This is a genomic window from Pseudarthrobacter sp. HLT1-7, from assembly GCF_059383435.1.
In genome coordinates, this window is sequence record NZ_JBWZCH010000011.1 from 11919 (window position 1) to 31195 (window position 19277).

The 19277-nt window shown below is 67.1% G+C and carries 14 protein-coding genes and 1 pseudogene; 3 read left to right on the top strand and 12 right to left on the bottom strand.

All coding sequences use genetic code 11. The features are described 5' to 3' along the window. Positions 1 to 129 precede the first annotated feature (129 nt). The 10 genes and pseudogenes from AC50X6_RS11735 to speB all read right to left on the bottom strand — a co-directional run bounded on the left by AC50X6_RS11735 (position 130) and on the right by speB (position 13815). Positions 130 to 1326: a 5-methylcytosine restriction system specificity protein McrC gene (locus AC50X6_RS11735; protein WP_494966479.1), complete on the bottom strand. Its 1197-nt coding sequence runs from the start codon at positions 1324 to 1326 to the stop codon at positions 130 to 132. Between the two features lie 91 nt (positions 1327 to 1417). Beyond that, entirely contained in the window at positions 1418 to 3649 is a 2232-nt protein-coding gene (locus AC50X6_RS11740; RefSeq protein ID WP_494966385.1) for an McrB family protein, read from the bottom strand. A 171-nt stretch (positions 3650 to 3820) separates the two neighbouring features. Next, the gene (locus AC50X6_RS11745) at positions 3821 to 4075 is read right to left on the bottom strand and encodes a hypothetical protein (protein WP_494966386.1); all 255 of its coding nucleotides are present in this window, start codon (positions 4073 to 4075) and stop codon (positions 3821 to 3823) included. 171 nt (positions 4076 to 4246) lie between these two features. Continuing rightward, positions 4247 to 4660, bottom strand: a pseudogene (locus AC50X6_RS11750) (acyl-CoA thioesterase); the annotation flags it as partial. A gap of 53 nt (positions 4661 to 4713) precedes the next feature. After that, complete coding sequence (locus AC50X6_RS11755; protein WP_494966480.1) at positions 4714 to 6645, bottom strand: ABC transporter ATP-binding protein; 1932 nt, start codon at positions 6643 to 6645, stop codon at positions 4714 to 4716. A 95-nt stretch (positions 6646 to 6740) separates the two neighbouring features. Then, positions 6741 to 8474 carry an ABC transporter ATP-binding protein gene (locus tag AC50X6_RS11760; protein ID WP_494966387.1) on the bottom strand — a complete coding sequence of 578 codons (1734 nt, stop codon included), beginning with the start codon at positions 8472 to 8474 and terminating at the stop codon, positions 6741 to 6743. Positions 8475 to 8673: 199 nt separating this feature from the next. Next, positions 8674 to 10386 (bottom strand): MFS transporter, encoded by a 1713-nt coding sequence (locus AC50X6_RS11765; protein WP_494966388.1) that lies wholly within the window; start codon positions 10384 to 10386, stop codon positions 8674 to 8676. A gap of 10 nt (positions 10387 to 10396) precedes the next feature. Beyond that, the gene (locus AC50X6_RS11770; protein WP_494966389.1) at positions 10397 to 10876 is read right to left on the bottom strand and encodes a MarR family winged helix-turn-helix transcriptional regulator; all 480 of its coding nucleotides are present in this window, start codon (positions 10874 to 10876) and stop codon (positions 10397 to 10399) included. A gap of 165 nt (positions 10877 to 11041) precedes the next feature. Then, positions 11042 to 12733 (bottom strand): thiamine pyrophosphate-binding protein, encoded by a 1692-nt coding sequence (locus AC50X6_RS11775; RefSeq protein ID WP_494966390.1) that lies wholly within the window; start codon positions 12731 to 12733, stop codon positions 11042 to 11044. Beyond that, entirely contained in the window at positions 12730 to 13815 is a 1086-nt protein-coding gene (speB, locus tag AC50X6_RS11780) for an agmatinase (protein WP_494966391.1), read from the bottom strand. Before speB ends, AC50X6_RS11775 begins: the two co-directional genes overlap by 4 nt. A 330-nt stretch (positions 13816 to 14145) precedes the next feature. Between speB and AC50X6_RS11785 the strand changes: the two genes are divergently transcribed. Further along, positions 14146 to 14817 (top strand): putative endonuclease domain-containing protein, encoded by a 672-nt coding sequence (locus AC50X6_RS11785; protein WP_494966392.1) that lies wholly within the window; start codon positions 14146 to 14148, stop codon positions 14815 to 14817. Positions 14818 to 15035: 218 nt separating this feature from the next. Here AC50X6_RS11785 and AC50X6_RS11790 read toward each other — a convergent pair whose 3' ends face one another. Next, complete coding sequence (locus AC50X6_RS11790; protein WP_326968096.1) at positions 15036 to 15611, bottom strand: helix-turn-helix domain-containing protein; 576 nt, start codon at positions 15609 to 15611, stop codon at positions 15036 to 15038. 330 nt (positions 15612 to 15941) lie between these two features. On the opposite strand from AC50X6_RS11790, the gene AC50X6_RS11795 reads away from it, so the two are divergent. Then, a complete protein-coding gene (locus tag AC50X6_RS11795; RefSeq protein WP_494966393.1) occupies positions 15942 to 17471 on the top strand; it encodes a sodium:solute symporter family protein in 1530 nt (509 codons plus the stop codon). Between the two features lie 113 nt (positions 17472 to 17584). Here AC50X6_RS11795 and AC50X6_RS11800 read toward each other — a convergent pair whose 3' ends face one another. After that, a complete protein-coding gene (locus AC50X6_RS11800) occupies positions 17585 to 17812 on the bottom strand; it encodes a hypothetical protein (protein WP_494966394.1) in 228 nt (75 codons plus the stop codon). Positions 17813 to 18088: 276 nt separating this feature from the next. Here AC50X6_RS11800 and AC50X6_RS11805 point away from each other — a divergent pair, with 276 nt between their 5' ends. Continuing rightward, a complete protein-coding gene (locus AC50X6_RS11805; protein WP_494966395.1) occupies positions 18089 to 19276 on the top strand; it encodes a VIT1/CCC1 transporter family protein in 1188 nt (395 codons plus the stop codon). Position 19277 lies beyond the last annotated feature (1 nt).

Sequence of the window (19277 nt, forward strand, 5' to 3'; positions counted from 1 at the left end):
GCCGTCGGACGCTAACGCCGTCGGTCGCCAACGTGGTCGGCCTAACGCCGTCGAACGCTAACGCCGTCGGTCGCCAACGTGGTCGGCCTAACGCCGTCGGACGCTACAGCCGCCGATGGCTGGTCATGCTCAGCGGCCCATAGCCGCCTGACGCACGACTTCGCCCCAGGACTGCTGCGCGAGGTCCGCCACTGCGGCGAGGATTTCCGACGGCGGCCGGGACAGGTCCAGCGGGAACTCCACGATGTCGATATCGGTGTGGAGGATCCGTCGCAGCTTTACCTCTCCTGCGCCCGGGTAGATTAGCCACGCCGTCGGCACCCGCAGCGAGGTGCAGTAGGCCAGCATCCGGTAGTGGTCCGCCGACGGTGACGCCCCGACGTCGGCCGCGGCCTGATATTTGGCATCGTAGACCATCACCGGCCGCCCGCCTAGCAGATGGACAGCGCCGGGCTGCACCACGATCCGGTCCGAGTCGCGGACGGCCTCGTTGAACAGAGCGTTGTACCGCAGCCGCATCTCACCCGGGTAGGATCCCATGGCTTCCCGCAGTGCCGTCCCAACAAAGTCCTCGAAGACTTGGGACATGTCCACCACGAACGACGCCGACTGTTGCTGGCCGTCGCCGGCCTCCGCCGAGGCGTTGCGCAGAATCACTTCCGCGAGCCGGAGGGCCGCGTGGTAGCGGGTGTTCATCCGGCTGGCGCGCCACACCGGCAGCGGGGCACCGGGCTGCAGACGGGTCACGGCGGCGAGCTTGCCCTTGAGCTGGCGCAGGCGGCTGAGCACTTCCGGGCGCACCCCCGGGACCTGGGACATCCGTTCGAGCGCGGCCCGCAGGATGCGGTTCTCCGCGATGTCCCCGGTGAACTCGTCATATGACACCTCGAGCGGTACCAGCATGCCGGGCCGGCGGGAGATCTGGTCCGAGATCCGGATCCGGCCCTTGACGGTCCGCAGCGCTTCATCGACGGTGAGGTAGCCCTGCAGCACCCCGCGGCTGAGCGCACGGTCCGCGAGCTGCGCCAGCGACTCGGCGAGCGCACCCCACAGCTCCGGCTCCTCGACGGCGGCAACGGAATCCTCGCGGAATCCCTGATCCCCCGCGTAACCGAGCAGGAACAGCAGCCGCCCCAGACCGAGCCGCTCCTTCGGACGCACCTCAACCTGAACCGTCGGGGTGCGCACCGAGCCGACCTTCCCCACCGGTTCAATCCGGTACAGCCCCATACCCATCGGCGACGCCCTGGCCAGGCCGCTGCCGTTGACGTACGCGGCGCTGCCCGGATCCAGTCGCTCCACGACGCCGCCCGAGAGCTCATCCAGGACGATCCGTCGGACCGGTGCGGTGCCACGCCCGGGCTGCGCCGCCCGGACCGGTGAGGCGGCCGCCCGGACGGGTGAGGCGGCCGCCGGGCTAGGCGCGCGCAAGGCGGGCGAGCAGTTGGTCCAGCCCGAACCGCTCCTCCAGCTGGGCCCGGTTGAGCTGGCCGTGGTAGTGCTCCTCGAGCAGCGGCATCAGCTCGTACTTCCAGATCCGGCGCAGCCCCTTCGGCGTCTGGGCGGACGGTTTCATGAAGTACGACGGTCCAATCATCAGGTCCCGGTCCCACTCGTCAATCGCCTCGTTAAGCGCGTCCATCAGGAAGGCAGGCGTCGTATCCAGGTCCCTGGCCTGCAGGAACCGCAACAGTGAGCCCTTCACCGGCTCGGTCTTCGGGTGCAGTTCGATGAAGGAGAAGCGGCGGCGGATGGCCGCATCCATCATCGCGATGGAGCGGTCCGCGGTGTTCATGGTGCCGATGATGTACAGGTTGTCCGGCAGCGTAAACGGCTCGTTGGGGCTGTACTGCAGGTAGATCCGGTCATCGCGGTACTCGAGCAGGAAGTACAGCTCGCCGAAGACCTTCGCGAGGTTGGCCCGGTTCATCTCATCGATGATCAGGAAGTACGGCTTGCTCCCGTTGCCGGGCTTCGCGGCCTCCTCGGCGATCCGGCGCAGCGGCCCGGCAACGAGCTTGAAGGACACCTGCCCTTCCTCCGTCTTGTCCGGACGGAAGCCCTCGAAGAAGTCCTCGTAGGCGTACGAGGGATGGAACTGCACCAGCTTCACGCGTTCGTCTGTGGTGTCGCCGGCCAATTGGGCGGCCAGGTGCTTGGCGAGGTAGGTTTTGCCCGTCCCGGGCGGTCCGTAGAGCACCAGTTGCCGGTTCTCCGCGAGGAGCTCGGCGATTTCCTGCAGCGGCTCCAGATCCATGTGCAGGGACGCCGCGAACTCCGGCGTCAGCGGGCGGAATCCTTCGCAGACCGGTTCGACGACGGCGTCCGGCGCGGCGCCGTCGCCGCTCTCCGCTTCCGCCTCGGCCGGCAGGAGAGCCTCCAGCGCCTGGATGACGCGGGTGACGTCCACCATGATGCCGGAGGTGGCGAGCTGCCGCTGCACGTGCCGGGGCAGCTCGGCCATGTCATGGGTTTCGTCGAACCAGCGGACCTTGCGGCGCAGCCGCCGGTTGTCCCCGTGGTGCCCGGGCTCGCCGAGGACCACACCCACCCGGACGGATCCGGAACTCTGGTATAGGGCCAGGTCGCCGGGCTTCATCACGGTCAGGAAGGCGAAGACGGCGGTCTTGGTGTCCTCGCGCTCCACGTAGCCGAGGTGCTTGTAGTCCTCGTCGACGGCGTGCTGGACCAGCCCGGCGGTGACACCGGCGTCCAGCAGGCGGAGGTGTTCGACGTCGAGCGTTACCGCCTCGTCGGCATGCCAGGCCTTGAGCAGCCCCGCGTTGTCGTGGTGGGTGCGCAGCAGCCAGGCCCGGCGCCCGGGGTCACCCACCTTCCGCCACTGGCTCACGAGCTGCCGCGAGTACCAGTCGATGCGCTGTCCGGCCTGCTCGTCGAGGTGCAGCCGGATCCGGTGGATGTCCGCCGAAATTTCCTCGTCGCTGTCCCCCTTGGCTCCACCCACAAGTGAGGCAAAGGCGTCCCGGATCTCCTGGCGTTCGACGTCGGCCACGACCGGTTCGAAGTAGCTCGGCCAGGCCAGGAATTCGATGCTCCGGCGGATCGCCGGCTGGTCATCGGGAGTTCCGGCAACCAGCTGGTGGAACGCCAGCGGATCCTTGACCGCAGCCGCGACGGTGCCGCCCGGCTGCCGGGCTACGTGCTGCACCAAGCGGCAGAGCCATTTCAGGTGGTCCCAGATGGTCCAGTTGAACTCCGCGGTGCGGTCCCGGATCACTCCGTGGTCCGTCATGCCGGCGTACAGCTCGCCGGGAAGCTCCAGCGGCGGCTCCAGCCAGGATGCCGCCTCGGCCACCCGCGCGCGCTTGACCTTGAGCGATTTGACCTCGTGCGCCAGCGGCAGTGACTGGAGGAACAACAGCTCGACGGCCAACTGCTTGGCCCCCCGGGAGGCACCCTCCAGATTCTGCCGGAGGTTGGTCATCATGGGCGCCTTGGGATCCGGGACCCCACGCCCCAGGCGGTCGAGCAGCTCGGCGGCGGCCTGCACCGACCACGTTTTGGTGCGGCCGTCCAGCGCCGACGGCTTACCGTGCAGCCCCGGCCCCAGGACAAACCACGCAGCGTCTTCGATCTCCTTGGAGATGCCGAGGGCGCGGTGCATGGCAGGCTTTTTGGTGGGGGTCATTCTTTCAATTTACAGGCTTAAGCTGGACGCCCGCATCATCGAGGAGCCCAAGAGTTACTCCCAAGTAGATACCGCCCCGATGCGGGACTGAATCCACGACGGCGGCCCGTGCGCCGCTCTCCGGCTGCTACGTGCCAGGTCAACGGCGGCTACATGCCGGGGCGACAGCGGCTACGTGCCGGCCGGTCGCCTGATGACTCCGAAGGTGAAGTAGCTGCCCGGGCCGATGAAGTTGACCAGGGTGGCCATCCGCCACATCGCCTTGCTGCCCCGGATCTGCTCGGCCGGGCGGCGCGAAATATCCCGTTGGGCCGCGACCAGCAGCGAAAGCTGGACAACCGCCGCCGTGACGGTGCCGAACTTCGCCATCGGCGAGAGCTCCTTCCAGCTCTTCTTCTTCGCGTTCTTCCTGCTCTTCTTCACCATGATCTGTGCTCCTTGCTCCTAGCTTGGCGGGCAGCGTGGTCCGGGTGGTCCGGGTGGTTCATTCTAGGGCCGGCCAGCACACCGGGGTAGAGGCTATGGGGCCGGGTGGGGCGGCTCCGCGACGGGGACTGCAGCCGCGTCCGGGACCGGGTCCGGGCGGGCCGGGGGGACTGCCATGAACGGCGAGAGCGTCTCCTTCTGCTCCGGGGTCAGCCGCAGCACCCGCCCGGTGTCCGCCGCCACAAACGCCAGGTGGCTCGTGGCCCGGACGCAATCCTCCCGGGTCACGGGGTCCTGCACCAGGTAATGAATGTCGAAGCTGGCGCCCTTAACCGCGCCGATCCACAGCACCACCACCGCCGGGACATTGCGGTACTCAAGCGTTTTGACGTAGCGGATCCTATGCTCCACCACGAGGGCCAGGACGCCGTCCGGGACCTTATTAAAGAGCGGCACCGGTGGCTCGATTCCGGTCAGCCCGGAGCCGAGGGGCGGGCCGAACGCGGCGATGCGTGCTTCCTCGAGAATCCGGACAATCTGCACGTTGTTGATGTGGCCGTAGGCGTCCATGTCGCCCCAGCGCATCGGGACCTGCACCTCGATGCGCCGTGCGTCTGAAGCGGCCCGGCCGGCGTCGCTCAGCTGTGCACCGCCGTCGCATCGTCTTCGAGGACGTCACCGGCGCCTTCACCTGCGAACTGGGACATGTACAGGCGGTAGTACGCACCCTTCAGCTCCAGCAGTTCGGCGTGCCGGCCTTGCTCCACGATGCGGCCCGCTTCCATCACCAGGATGGTGTCGGCGTCGCGGATGGTGGAGAGCCGGTGCGCGATCACGAAGCTGGTGCGCTCGGTGCGGAGCGCCGCCATGGCCTTCTGGACCAGCACCTCGGTGCGGGTGTCTACCGAGCTGGTTGCCTCGTCCAGGATGAGCAGCGAGGGGTTCGCCACGAAGGCCCGGGCGATGGTGATCAGCTGCTTCTCGCCGGCGCTGACGTTGTTGCCTTCCTCGTCGATGATCGTGTTGTAGCCGTCCGGGAGCGCCCGGACGAAGCGGTCCACGAAGGTGGCCTTCGCCGCCTCCATCACCTGCTCCTCGGTGGCGTCCAGCTTGCCATACCGGATGTTGTCGTAGATGGTGCCGCCGAACAGCCAGGCGTCCTGAAGGACCATGCCGATCTTGGCACGCAGCTCGGCACGGCTCAGCTGGGTGACGTCCACGCCGTCGAGCGTGATGCTGCCGCCGCTGAGTTCGTAGAAACGCATCACGAGGTTCACAAGGGTGGTCTTGCCCGCACCGGTGGGGCCCACGATCGCCACGGTATGCCCGGGCTCGGCGGTGAAGGACAGGTCCTCGATCAGCGGCTTGTCCGGGGTGTAGCTGAAGGTGACGTGCCGGAAATCGACGTGCCCGTCGGTCTTGGGCGGCAGGTGCTCGGTGGCGGTCTCGGCGTCCTGTTCCTCGGCGTCGAGGAACTCGAACACCCGCTCCGCGGAGGCGACGCCGGACTGCAGCATGTTCGCCATGCCCGCCATCTGGCCCAGCGGCTGGGTGAATTCCCGCGAGTACTGGATGAACGCGGTGGCGTCGCCCAAGCTCATGCTGCCGGAGGCGACGCGCAGCCCGCCGACGACGGCGATCCCCACGTAGCTGAGGTAGGAGACGAACTGCAGGACCGGCATGATCATGCCGGAGACGAACTGAGCGCCGAAGCTGGCCCGGTAGAGCGCCTCGTTCCGTTCGTCGAAGCTCGCCATCATATCGGCGTCGCGGCCGAACACGCGGACCAGGTCATGCCCGGAGAAGGACTCCTCGATCTGGCCGTTGAGCTCCCCGGTGTTCTTCCACTGCGACGCGAAAAGCTTCTGGCTGCGGACGCCGATGATGCCGGCGGCCACCGCCGAAAGCGGCAGCGCCACCAGGGCGATCAGGGCCAGTTGCCAGGAGACGATGAACATCATGATGACGATGCCGATCACCGTCAGCGCGGAGTTCACCAGCTGGGCGAAGGCCTGCTGCAGTGCCTGCTGGATGTTGTCCACATCATTGGTGACGCGGGACAGGATGTCGCCGCGCTGGCGGGTGTCAAAGTAGTTCAGCGGGAGCTTGTTCAGCTTCTTCTCGGTGTCATCGCGCAGCTTGCGGACCACCCGCATGACCAGCACGTTCAGCACATAGCCCTGCAGCCAGAGGAAGATGTTGGCGAAGAAGTACATCACCAGCACCACGCTGATCAGGAACCCAAGCCGCTGGAAATCAACGCCCGCCCCGGGGATGAGGTCCATTTTGGCGAGCATGTCCGCGAAGTTGTTCTCGCCCTGGGCGCGCAGTCCTTCGACGATCTGGTCCTTGCTGGCCGCGGCAGGCAGCGGCTTGCCCACCACCCCCGCGAAGATCACGTCCATTGCCTGGCCGAGGATCCTGGGCGCGATGACGTTCAGGACGACGGCGACTGTCACCATTGCCAGCACGGCGATGATGCCGGCCCGCTCAGGCTTCAACAGAGCCATGAGCCGCTTGGCGGAGGGCCAGAAGTGCTGGGCTTTCTTGGCCGGCAGGTCGCCGAACATGCCGCCGTCGGCCTCGCCGGGGGTGTATTCCTCCTCGAAGAAATCGTCGTCGGGAGCCGCGTCCGGGGTTCGGGGTGTGGTTTTTTCGTTGGTGCTCACGCCGCTGCCTCCGAGGTCAGCTGGGATTCAACAATTTCCTGGTATGTGCTGGAACTCGCCAGGAGTTCCTCGTGGGTGCCACGGTCCACGATCCGGCCGTTCTCGAGCACCAGGATCTGGTCCGCGTCGGCGATGGTCGAGACGCGCTGGCCTACGATGATCACCGTGGCGTCGGCGGTTTTGGCCTTGAGCGCGCGGCGGAGCCTGGCGTCGGTGGCGACGTCGAGGGCCGAGAACGAGTCGTCGAAGAGGTAGACCTTGGGCTCGGTGACCAGCGCCCGGGCGATACACAGCCGCTGGCGCTGGCCGCCGGAAACGTTGGTGCCGCCCTGGGCGATCCGCGCGCCGAGCGCATTGTTCTTCTCGCGCACAAAGTCCGCGGCCTGGGCGACGGTCAGGGCCTCCCATAGTTCCTCGTCCGTAGCCTCGGGCTTGCCGAAGCGCAGGTTGTGCCCGATGGTGCCGGAGAACAGGTAGGGCCGCTGCGGGACCATGGCAACCCGCTGCGTGATCTCGGCCCGGTCCAGGTTGGTGACCGGTACGCCGTCGAGCAGCACCTCACCCGAGGCGGCGTCGTAGAGCCGCGGCAGCAGGGCCAGCAGACTGGTCTTGCCGGCGCCGGTGGATCCGATGATCGCCACCGTCTGACCCGGCTCGGCCGTGAAACTGATGTTGCTCAGCACCGGCGCTTCGGCACCCGGATAGGCAAAGGACACATTCCGGAACTCCACCCGGCCGGCCTTTTGCGCCGGGGTCACCGGGGTGGTGGGCTCATGGATGGAGGGTTCGACGTCGAGCACCTCACCGATGCGGTCCGCGCAGACCGAGGCGCGCGGGATCATCATGACCATGAACGTGCCCATCATCACCGCCATCAGGATCTGCAACAGGTACTGAAGGAACGCCGTCAGGGCGCCGACCTGCATCTCCCCCGCGTCCACCCGCTGGCCGCCGAACCACAGCACGGCGGCGGTGGAGACGTGCAGGATCATGCCGATGGCGGGGAACATCAGCACGAACAGGGCGCCGATCTTTAGCGAGACGTCGGTGAGTTCCATGTTCGCGGCGCCGAATCGTTCCGCCTCGTGCGGCTCGCGCACGAAGGCACGGACTACGCGGATGCCGATGATCTGCTCGCGGAGGATCCCGTTGAGCCGGTCGATCTTCTTCTGCATGGAGCGGAAGAGCGGCATCAGCCGGACCACGAGATAGCCCACGACGACCACAAGCACCGGCACCGAAACCCAGACCAGCCAGGACAGGTTCAGATCCTCGCGGAGGGCCATGAAGATGCCGCCAATGCACATGATGGGGGTAGCCACCATGAAGTTCAGCCCCATAAGCATCAGCATCTGGACCTGCTGGACATCGTTGGTGCCGCGCGTGATGAGCGTCGGTGCGCCAAAGACGTTGACGTCCCGGGCGGAGAAGCTGGTGACTTTCCGGAACACACCCCGGCGCAGGTCCCGGCCGAAAGCCATCGCGGCCTTGGAACCGTAATAGACACCGGCGATTGCGGTGGCGACCTGGATCAGGGAGACGCCCAGCATGAGGACGCCGGTGCGCCAGATGTAGTCCGTGTCGCCGCGGGAGACGCCCTCGTCGATGATCTGCGCGTTGAGGCTGGGGAGGTAGAGGGCCGCGATGGTGGAGGCCAACTGGAAGACGATGACTGCCGCAATATACGGCAGATACGGCTTGGAATAGCGCCGTATGAGGGTGACAAGCATGCCCACGAGTCCTTAGGAATTCTGAATAAATGAGGCTGGAGAAGAAAACAGTGAGGCAACATCAACGAGATGCTCCCAGTAGTAGCAGTGGGGGCTGACAGCCGTCATTTTCCTACTCTACGAAATCCCCCGCGCACGGGGAACATGGGACACCAAATATCATCCCAACGGGGTAGGTTCGCTGGGGGAAGGGTCGCAGCTACCGGGAGCGGAACCGGTCTTCGCGCTGCCGGCCGAGCACCTCAATATACTCCCGGTCGAGATCCACGATTCCGGTAGCTGCCGCCGGGCCGGCGGGAGACTCGGCGCCGGCGGCAGGCCCGCCGGACGCGGTGGCCGGGCCGCCGTCGTCGTTCTTCTCAGCTTTGGCCGGCTGGATATCCACGGTGCGCCGCAACGGCTGTTCCGTGATGAAGAGGACCGCTACCAGAGCCACGACGCCGATGATGGCCGAGATCATGAAGATCTGGGCCGTTGCGTCACCGTAGGCTGCCCGCATGATCTCGCGGACCGGGGCCGGCATGTCCTTGAGGTCCAGGCTGGCGCCGGCGGTTCCGCCTGGCACGGGGATCCCGGCCGCGGCGAGCCCCTCGGCGGCAAGGTCCTTAACCCGGTTGCCCAGGATTGCGCCCAGCACCGAGACGCCGATGGCGCCGCCGACAGAGCGGAAGAATGCCACGGAGGCGCTGGCGGTGCCGATGTCGCCGGCCCGGACCGTGTTTTGAACCACCAGGACGAGGTTCTGCATGAGCAGCCCCAGGCCAAGGCCGAGGATCGCGGTGTAGAGGCCCGCGAGCCAGAGCTCGGTGGTGTGATCGATGGTGCCGGCGAGGCCCAGCCCGCCGACCAGCAGGATGGCGCCGGCGATCAGGTAGCGCTTCCACTTACCGGTGCGGCTGATCAACAGCCCGGACACGACGGAACCGATCAGGTTGCCGGCGATCATCGGCAGGGTCAGCAATCCGGCCTCGGTGGGTGATGCGCCGCGGGCGACCTGGAAGTACTGGCCCAGGAATGTGGAGGAACCGAACATTGCAACGCCGACGGCGACCGAGGCGAGGATAGCCAGGGCCGTGGTGCGCTCGGAGATGAGCTTCAGCGGGATGATGGGCTGCGGCACGCGTGATTCGACTAACACCAGCATGGCCAGGAGCACCACACCGCCGCCCACCATCGCGGCCGTCTGCCAGGACCACCAGTCGTAGTAGTCCGGACTGCCGGCGAAGGAGACCCAGATCAGCAGCAGGCTGACGCCGGAGGTGAGCAGGATGGAGCCGAGCCAGTCGATCGTGGCCGGGCGCCTGACGTGCGGCAGTTTCAGCGTGAGCTGCAGCAGGATGAGGGCAACGACGGCGAGCGGGACGCAGACGAAGAAGGTCCAGCGCCAGCCCAGCGGGCTGTCGACTATGAATCCGCCGAGCAACGGCCCGCCCGCAGTGCCGACGGCCATGACTGCACCCATGTAGCCGGAGTACTTGCCGCGGTCCCGGGGCGGGATGATCGAGCCGATGATCGCCATGGACAGCGCCGTGAGGCCGCCCATGGCGATGCCCTGGATAACGCGGGCCGTCAGCAGCAGCGGGATCGTCTCAGACAGGCCCGCCATCACGGAGCCGGCCACAAAGATCACGATGCTGAGCTGGACGAGGACCTTCTTATTAAAGAGGTCGGCGAGCTTGCCCCAGATCGGTGTGGTGGCTGCGTTGGCCAGCAGCGCCGCCGTGATGACCCAGGCGAAGTCCGTCTGGGTGCCCTTGAGCTCGGACATGATGGTTGGCAGCGCGTTGGCCACAATGGTGCTGCTGATGATCGCCGTGAAGAAGGCCGCCAGCAGACCGGTCAGGGCCTCCATGATCTGACGGTGGGTCATCGCCGCCGATGGTGCGGGGGGCATTTCTGCGATTTCTGCCATGGGGCGCTCCTTAGACAATGTCGGGCGTATTCGTGGATCCGGCCGTCGTTGCCCGGGCTGAAGTCCGCAGGGACTCAGCAAGTTTCTTCAGGGTGCGCACTGTCTCCTCGACGTCCTGTTCGCTCCAGTCCTGCAGGAAGTCCTGCAGGGTGGCGGCGCGCTGATCCTCGATGGAGCGGAGCTTCTCGGTTCCGGACGGCGACAGCGCCACCAGCTGCGCGCGTCCGTCCAGCGGATCGGGCCGGCGGACCACATAACCCTGCTCTTCGAGTTCGGCGATGTGCCGGCTCAGGACCGGGGCACTGACGCCGAGCCGCTCGGCCAGGTGCGTGGCCCGCGACTCGCCCTCCCCCACGAAGCGCAGGACGCCCTGCAGCGCAACACCGGTGTCCTGTCCCCGGAGATTGACCGCCGCGACGCAACGAACCGCGCGCTGGAGATCGAAGATCTGATAGACAAGTTTGGCTGCGGCGCCGTGTCCAACTGCCATCAAGTCCCCTTTGCTTGCCCTAGGCAACAATATACGTCAATATGGTTACTTTGGGAAACTAACCCTCCTGTCAGAGCTAGTCAGAGTTAAGAGGGCGTCGGCTTAAACGCAGCGCGGACCGGCAGCTGGGCTGCCGGTCCGCGCTTGGTCGCTGTGCGGGAGGTGTCAGGCCTCCAAGTGGGTCGGTGCGAACATCTTCAGCAGGGTTTCGACGACGACGACGTTCGGCCCGTCCGCGGCGAAGCCCGCCTTGAGTGCCGCCCCGATGTCCTCCGGAGCCACCCGGACGGCCGGAACGCCGAAGGCCTCCGCCAGCTTCACGAAGTCAGGACGGGCGAGTTCGGTGGCCGTGGCTTTACCGAAGGCGCCCACCATGTATTCGCGCAGGATGCCGTAGCCGCCGTCGTCCACGATCAGCCAGGTGACCGGGACGTTGTGCTGCTTGGCCGTGGCGAGCTCGGAGATGGAGTACATCGCTGAGCCGTCGCCGGAGACGGCAAGCACCCGGGCCGAATTGCCCGGGTTGCCTGTGTTACCGGCGTTGCCCGTGCTGCCGGTGGTTTCCAGGCCGACGGCGCCGCCGATCGCCGCGGGGAAGCCGAAGCCAAGGCCGCCGGCGCCCTGCGCGGAGTGGAACTGGCCCTCGCGGGCGTCCCAGCAGCTCCAGGCCCAGTAGGCGGAAATCGTCATATCCCAGAAGGTCTGCATCTGGGCGGGGACGGCCTCGCGGATGTCCGCCATGAATTTCAGTTCCTTGCCGAGGTCCTGTGATTCCAGCCGGGCCCTGACCTTGGTGAGTGAATCCTTGACCAGGGTTTCGGGGGATGTGCCATGCCAGTCGGCGCGTTCACCGTGCGGTTCAGTCAGCGCGGCGTCAAGGGCGGCGAGGGCCTGGCCGGCGTCGGCACGGATGCCCAGTCCGGGGCGGTTGGATTCGAGCACGCGGGGTTCGGCGTCGATCTGGATGATCCGGCCGCGCGGTTCGAAGGTGAAGTAGTTGGAGGTGACTTCGCCGAGGGACGAGCCGATCACGATCAGCACATCGGCATCCTCGAGCAGCTCCGTCATGTGCTGGTCCTCGATCCAGGACTGCAGCGAGAGCTCGTGGTTCCAGGGGAACGCCCCGTTGCCGCCGGGGGTGCAGATGACCGGGGCGCGGAGTTTTTCCGCGATGGAGAGCAGCGACGTCTCGGCCCGGCCGCGGCGGGTGCCGCCGCCGGCGATGATGGCTGGACGCTCTGCCGCCGCGAGCCATTTCACGGCCTCGCGCACGAGTTCCACGCGGGGCGGGTTGTCGGCCGCTTCGGCCAGGGCATCCTCCACCGGGGGCACCATGATGGGATCCAGCAGGACGTTCTGCGGGATTTCCAGCCAGACGGGGCCCTGCGGCGAGGAGATCGCCTCGGTCCAGGCGTCCTGGATGGCGGAGGGAATGCCGGAGGCGTGCTGGATCAGCCGCTGGCTCTTGGTGACGTTGGCGGCCGAGGCCTTCTGGTCATCGAGCTGGTGCAGCATGCCCTTGCGGCGGGCGCCGAGTCCGTCCAGCGGGATCTGGCTCGCGACCACCACCATCGGGACACCCGTGGCGTAGGCCTCCTGCAGCCCGGCCAGGGAAGTCAGCGCGCCGGGTCCTGTGGAGAGGAAGAGGACGCCGACCTCCCCGGTGGCGCGGGAGTAGCCGTCCGCGGCGAAGGCCGAGTTGTTCTCCACCCGGGAGGAGACGAAGTGCAGGTTACCGCGGCCCATCGCGTCAAAGAGCCCCAGCGCGTGTTGGCCCGGGATGCCGAAGACGGTCTTGGCGCCAAGTGCTTCGAGGGTCTCGACGACCAGGTCTCCGCCGTTGCGCACGCCGCTCACTGGGAGACCGCGTTCTCGATGCGCCGGGCCGCCGGGGCGAAGCCGGCCGGACGGCGGGATTCCTGACCGAGGGCCTGCGCGGCGTAGCCGGTGGCCGCGCCCTCCCTGTTGCCCTCGACGGCACGGTCTGCCATCAGGGTGATGAGTTCGTACGCGACATGACTGGCGGCGACGCCGGTGATGTCGGCGTGGTCGTACGCGGGGGCGACCTCGACGACGTCGGCCCCGATGAGGTTCATGCCGCGGAAGCCGCGGATGATTTCCAGCAGCTCGCGGCTGGTGATGCCGCCCGCTTCCGGGGTTCCGGTGCCGGGTGCGTGGGCGGGATCCAGGACGTCGATATCCACCGAGATATAGAGCGGACGGCTGCCGATCCGGTCGCGGATCTTGGCGACGGTTTCCAACACGCCCTGGTAGTAGACGTCGGCGGAGGTGACGATGCCGAAGCCGAAGCGGTGGTCGTCGTCGAGGTCCTTCTTGCCGTAGAGCGGGCCGCGGGTGCCGATGTGACTGATGGCCTCGGTGTCAAGGATGCCTTCTTCGACGGCGCGGCGGAACGGGGTGCCGTGGGTGTACTCGGCGCCGAAGTAGGTGTCCCAGGTGTCCAGATGGGCGTCAAAATGGAGCATGGCGACGGGCTCGCCGGCGCGCTCGGCGGCGGCGCGGAGCAGCGGCAGGGCGATGGTGTGGTCGCCGCCAAGGGTCAGGAGCTTGCTGCCGGCGGCCGTCAGATCCAGGGCGTTCTGCTGGATGGTCTCGATGGCGTCATTGATGCTGAAGGGGTTGACCGCCATGTCCCCGGCGTCGGCCACCTGGATGTTCTCGAAAGGACTGACGTCCCACGCCGGGTTGTACGGGCGCAGCAGCCGGCTGGCCTCGCGGACGTGGTTGGCTCCGAATCGGGCGCCGGGCCGGTAGGAAACACCGGAATCGAACGGCACGCCAACAACAGTGACGTCCGCCTTGGCGACCTGGTCCAGCCGGGGCAGCCGGGCGTAAGTGGCGGCACCCGCGTAGCGCGGAATGCGGGATGAATCGATGGGGCCAAGGTTGCCATTGGCCTCGATGCGCAGCTCTTCCAAAGGAAAGCCCCTCCTTCGAGGATTGACCGACGGGTGTGACAGCCATCATACACGCGAAGTTGCCTCTCGTGCATCAAATGTTTACAAAATCACCCTGGCCGGGGCGGGCGCGACGCTCCTGCGGGGCCGGCCCGACGCTCCTGCCCAGTTACTCCCACCGATCCGGCCGGCGCTCCCGGCGCGCCCCCGAGAATCCGGGCCCGGGGGCTGACTGCAGGCGCTGCGGCGTCGAGTAAGTGGGCAGGAGCGCAGGCCTGCCCCGGTCGCGGGTTATCCAGATAGCCCAATAACCGCGTTTCGATGCCGTGCGCCACCCCGTGCACTGGGTACATGGAGCCCCTCAATTACCTGGCCCAGCTGGGTGGAGTTGCCCGCCAGCCCCGACGCGGCGTGTATGTCCTTCCGGAATGCCGTCCAGAGCTCGAGACTGCGATCCGCCACAACGCCCGGGTCAGCTGTGCAAGCGCAGCCGGACACTATGGACTCTGGCTCCGGGAGCCGCCGGACCAGCACCACTTGGCCTGCAACCACGGCCACGGACACGGCTTCATCCGGCACCGTACGGTCCGGTTCGAGGGCCATCCGGCGCTGCCCCTGGCCGCGGTCGAGGACGTGGTGCTGCATGCCATGACCTGCCTCGCGCCACCGGCATCAACGGCCATCGCTACTTCGGCGATGCGCCTGCACGGCGTGCCCCTGGAATTGTTGAAGTCCCGGCTCACGGCCGACCGGTCCGGCCAAGTCCCTAAAGCGCTGCATCAGCTGGATGTGCGGGCCGAGTCCATCGTGGAGGTCGACGCCCAGCACTTGTTCCGCGCCAACGGAATTGGCTACGACGCGCAGGTCTACCTGCCCGGGATCGGCCGGGTCGACTTCCTGATCGAGGGATTCCTGATCGTAGAGGTGGATGGCGTCGCGTTCCATTCCAGCCGTAAGGCCGTGCGCCGGGACCTAGGCCGAAACAACGCCTCCACCCTGAGAGGCTTCGCCGTGCTCCGGTAAATGCCGGAGCACGTCTGGTTCGAACCGGAGCGCGTCCTGGCCGAAATCCGGGCCGTACTGTCCCGGCGTTCACAGCCCACAACCCCTGAAGCCTGACGCTCCTGCCCAGTTACTCCGGAGCCCACCCTTTCCAACACGCGGATTTCCGGGGCCCGCCAGGTCCGGCAGGCGGCCTGGCAGGGAGCAACCGGGAAGGAGCGCAACTGGAGGCGCTGGAGCTACCGGCTGGCGGCGGGGACCAGCACCCAGAGGACCTCGACGGCGTCGTCCGTGGGGTTGACCCAGGTGTGCGGCTCCCGGCCGGGGAAGGTCACGGTGTCCCCCGAATGGAGCTCGAACTCCTCGTTGGTGAGGATCAGCCGGATGCTGCCCTTGACCACATGCAGCACGTCGACGTCGCAGTCCACTGCGTAGAGCTCGGATTCACCGCGGCCGCGCGGCTCGATCACGGCCTGGATGATTTGGACGCGGCGCTCGGAGCGGGCGGTCAGCAGCCGCTCCACGATCCCCTCGCCACCGAGCGAAATCCGGGGTCCTTCATTCTGCTTGGTGAGATGCGTTTCCGGGGCCGCAAACAGCTCGCCGATCGAGATGGACAGCACCTGGCACAGCGTCACGAGGGAGGCGACCGAGGGTGACGTCAGGTCCCGCTCCACCCGGCTCAGGAAGCCCTTGGTCAGCCCGGTGGCATCGGCCACCTGCTCGATCGTGAGGCGCTGCGACTGCCGCGCGGCGCGGATCCTGGACCCGATAGCAACGGGAACGTTGCTCGGTTCAACTGGTAGAGCCTTCATTTCGGAACCTTTCACGGCTGGCCGCTCGGCCCCTTCGATGGAGCACTACTCCTTCGTTGGAGCAATACTAGCGGGACCGGGACGCCGGAACGCCGGATACGCCGAAGCCACGGAATGCGTCTTGACTGTTACCGGGATCACAACATACTGTTTGGCAACAAGCGTTGCTTATTGGGCAATCATCGATGAGGCAAGTACCACTGTTTGCGAAGTGTTGGGCACCCCACCGGGTGTTCCCCCATCAGTCCGTCGTAAAGCGGCGGACCTTCATGCGTGCTGGTGCGCGCCGGCGGGTCCGGCCCTGATCCGAACAATTTCAAGGAGCCCCTCGTGGACGCAAATTTCGTTAACATCGCCATCGTGGTGGTGTATCTGGTCGCCATGCTGGCCTTCGGCTGGTGGGGTAAATCCCGCACGAAGAACAATAGCGATTTCCTGGTTGCAGGCCGCCGCCTCGGGCCGTTCCTCTACACCGGCACCATGGCCGCCGTCGTGCTGGGCGGAGCCTCCACGGTCGGCGGCGTTGGCCTCGGCTACAGGTTCGGCATCTCCGGCATGTGGCTGGTAGTCGCGATTGGCGCCGGCGTCCTGCTCCTGAGCCTGTTGTTCGCCAGCACCATCCAGAAGCTGAAGATCTACACCGTCTCCCAGATGTTGAGCCTGCGCTACGGCAGCCGGGCCACGCAGACCTCGGGCATCGTAATGCTTGCCTACACGCTGATGCTGTGCGCCACTTCCACCGGCGCCTACGCCACCATCTTCGTGGTGCTCTTCGGCTGGGACCGAGCGCTGGCCATCGCCATCGGCGGCGCGATCGTGCTGGTCTATTCGACGATCGGCGGCATGTGGTCAATCACCCTGGCAGACCAGGTCCAGTTCGTCATCAAAACCGTCGGCATCTTCTTCCTGATGCTGCCCTTCACACTCAACGCAGCCGGCGGCCTGGACGGCATCCGCGCCCGGGTTGACGCCAGCTTCTTCCAGATTGACGGCATCGGCATCCAGACCATCATCACCTACTTCGTGGTCTACACCCTGGGCCTGCTGATCGGCCAGGACATCTGGCAGCGCGTCTTCACCGCCAAGACCCCCACCGTTGCGCGCTGGGGCGGCGCCACCGCCGGTATCTACTGCATCCTTTACGGTGCGGCGGGCGCCCTGATCGGCCTCGGCGCCCGCGTTGCCCTGCCGGACATCGACGTCAAGGCCCTGGGCAAGGACGTTGTTTACGCCGAGGTCGCCACGCAGCTCCTGCCGATCGGCGTCGGCGGTCTTGTGCTCGCCGCAGCCGTCGCCGCGATGATGTCCACCGCCTCCGGCGCCCTGATCGCCGCCGCCACCGTGGCCCGTGCCGACGTCGTGCCCTTCGTCGCGAGCTGGTTCGGCAAGACCATCAACACCGATGACACGGACAACCCGGAGCACGATGTCAGGGCCAACCGCATGTGGGTCCTGGGCCTCGGGATCGTGGCGATCGTCATCGCCATCATCACCAAGGACGTGGTCGCGGCGCTGACTATCGCCTACGACATCCTCGTCGGCGGCCTCCTCGTCGCCATCCTCGGCGGCCTTATCTGGAAGCGCGGCACCGGCGTGGCAGCGGCCGCCTCCATGGCGGTCGGTTCAGTCATCACTCTTGGCACCATGATCATCCTGGAGGTCAACGCCGAGGTTCCGCTGGAGGGTATTTACGCCAACGAACCGATCTACTTCGGTCTGGCCGCGTCCGCGATCGTCTACATCGCCGTCTCGCTGCTGACCACGCCGACGGATCCCGCCGTGATGGCCAACTGGCATCGGCGCGTCGCCGGCGGCGCCGTCGTCGTCGAAGAAGAGCAGGCTCCGGTCCGGACGCACTAAGGGGCTGTGTTCACCGCGGCACCCTCAGGGGCAGCGGGTTAAAGGTCGACGGCGGCGCTTCCCTTCCGGGGAGGCGCCGCCGTCGCCCTCTGCCGGCAGGAGTGCTGCGCCGCTCAGTCCCCGTCTTCCGGTTCACGGAACTCGTCCGCGTCCAGGGGCACAACCCGCTCGTCCCCGGTAGCGACGGACTCGTCCACCTCCCCCTCCTCGTCCCAGGTCTCATCGTCGATCGGGGTGTCCTCGGCATAGTCGTAGGCCGGATCGGACTCGACGGCATCCCTCACCGGCTGGGTCAGATTTGAAGCCGGCTGCGATGCGGGATGCGATCCAGTGATGTCCATGGTGCTACCTCCATGCGCTCGGGCTGGCGGCGGTGATTCCGGGGAAACCGCCCTTGGGATTCATTCGAACACCGCTGTCCCACCCGGTCAAGGACCGCCCCGGCGGGAGTCCCGGCACGTGAGCGGAGGGGGCAGCCGGTTCCTCCGCGGGGCAGGCACTTTTACGGCTTGCCTCAACATTCCACTGAGGACTGCCAGCCGAAAATGCGCGGAATTACGGAGTAGTCTGGAGACGCAATGGGGCCGAACCATGCCCCATCAAGCCCAGGAGCTTCCGTGCCTCAGCGCGCCCCATCTGATCCATTCAACCCGGAACCCCGCCCCCGTGAACCCGGTCAATCGCCCCGCCCGGAGACGCAGGCCGCGGTGCCGCCGGCTGTCCCCGCGCCGGGCTCGGCAGACATCAAGCGGTGGCGGCAGTACCTCGCGGACGAACGGGCCGAAGCCTCCGTCTACCGCGACCTGGCGCAGAACCGCCGGGGTGAAGAGCGTGCCATCCTGCTCGCCCTGGCCGAGGCGGAGGGCCGCCACGAGGCGCACTGGCTCCAGCTGCTCGGCGGGCACGCGGGACGGCCCCGCCCCGCCTCGCTCCGCAGCCGGTTCCTGGGCTTCCTGGCCCGCCACTTCGGCTCGGTCTTTGTCCTGGCCCTCGCGCAGCGGGCCGAGAGCCGCTCGCCGTACGCCACTGATCCGTCTGCCACTCCCGCCATGGTCGCCGACGAGCAGATCCATGAGGAAGTGGTCCGCGGACTCGCCACCAGGGGCCGCAACCGCCTGGCCGGGACCTTCCGCGCGGCCGTTTTCGGCGCCAACGATGGCCTGGTCAGCAACCTTTCCCTCGTGATGGGCATGGCGGCCTCCGGTGTGGCCAGCTCCGTGGTGCTCCTCAGCGGTGTAGCCGGGCTGTTGGCCGGGGCACTGTCGATGGGGGCGGGCGAGTTCATCTCCGTCCGCTCCCAGCGTGAGCTCCTCGCCGCGACCCGCCCCACCCAGATCACCCTGGCCGCGGCGCCCTCGCTGGATATCGAACACAATGAGCTGCTGCTCGTCTACCTGGCCCGGGGCATGTCCAGGGATGCGGCCGCGCACCGCGTCGCGGAGCGGATGGGCCTGCTGGACTGCGACTGCGATCCCAGCCTGTCGCTGCAGCCGGAACGTCCGGAGACCCGTGACGAGCACGAGGCTATCGGGACCGCCTGGGGCGCGGCGGCGTCGAGCTTCTGCTTCTTCGCCTCCGGTGCGATCGTGCCGGTCATCCCGTTCGTGCTGGGCATGACCGGCGTTCCGGCGCTCGTGGTCTCCGCGGTCCTGGTGGGGCTGGCACTTCTCTCCACCGGCGGCGTCGTGGGCCTGCTTTCCGGCACCTCCCCCACGTCCCGCGGCTTCCGGCAGCTTGCCATCGGCATGGGCGCTGCCGGCGTCACGTACCTGCTGGGCCTGGCCTTCGGCGCGGTGGTCGCGTAGT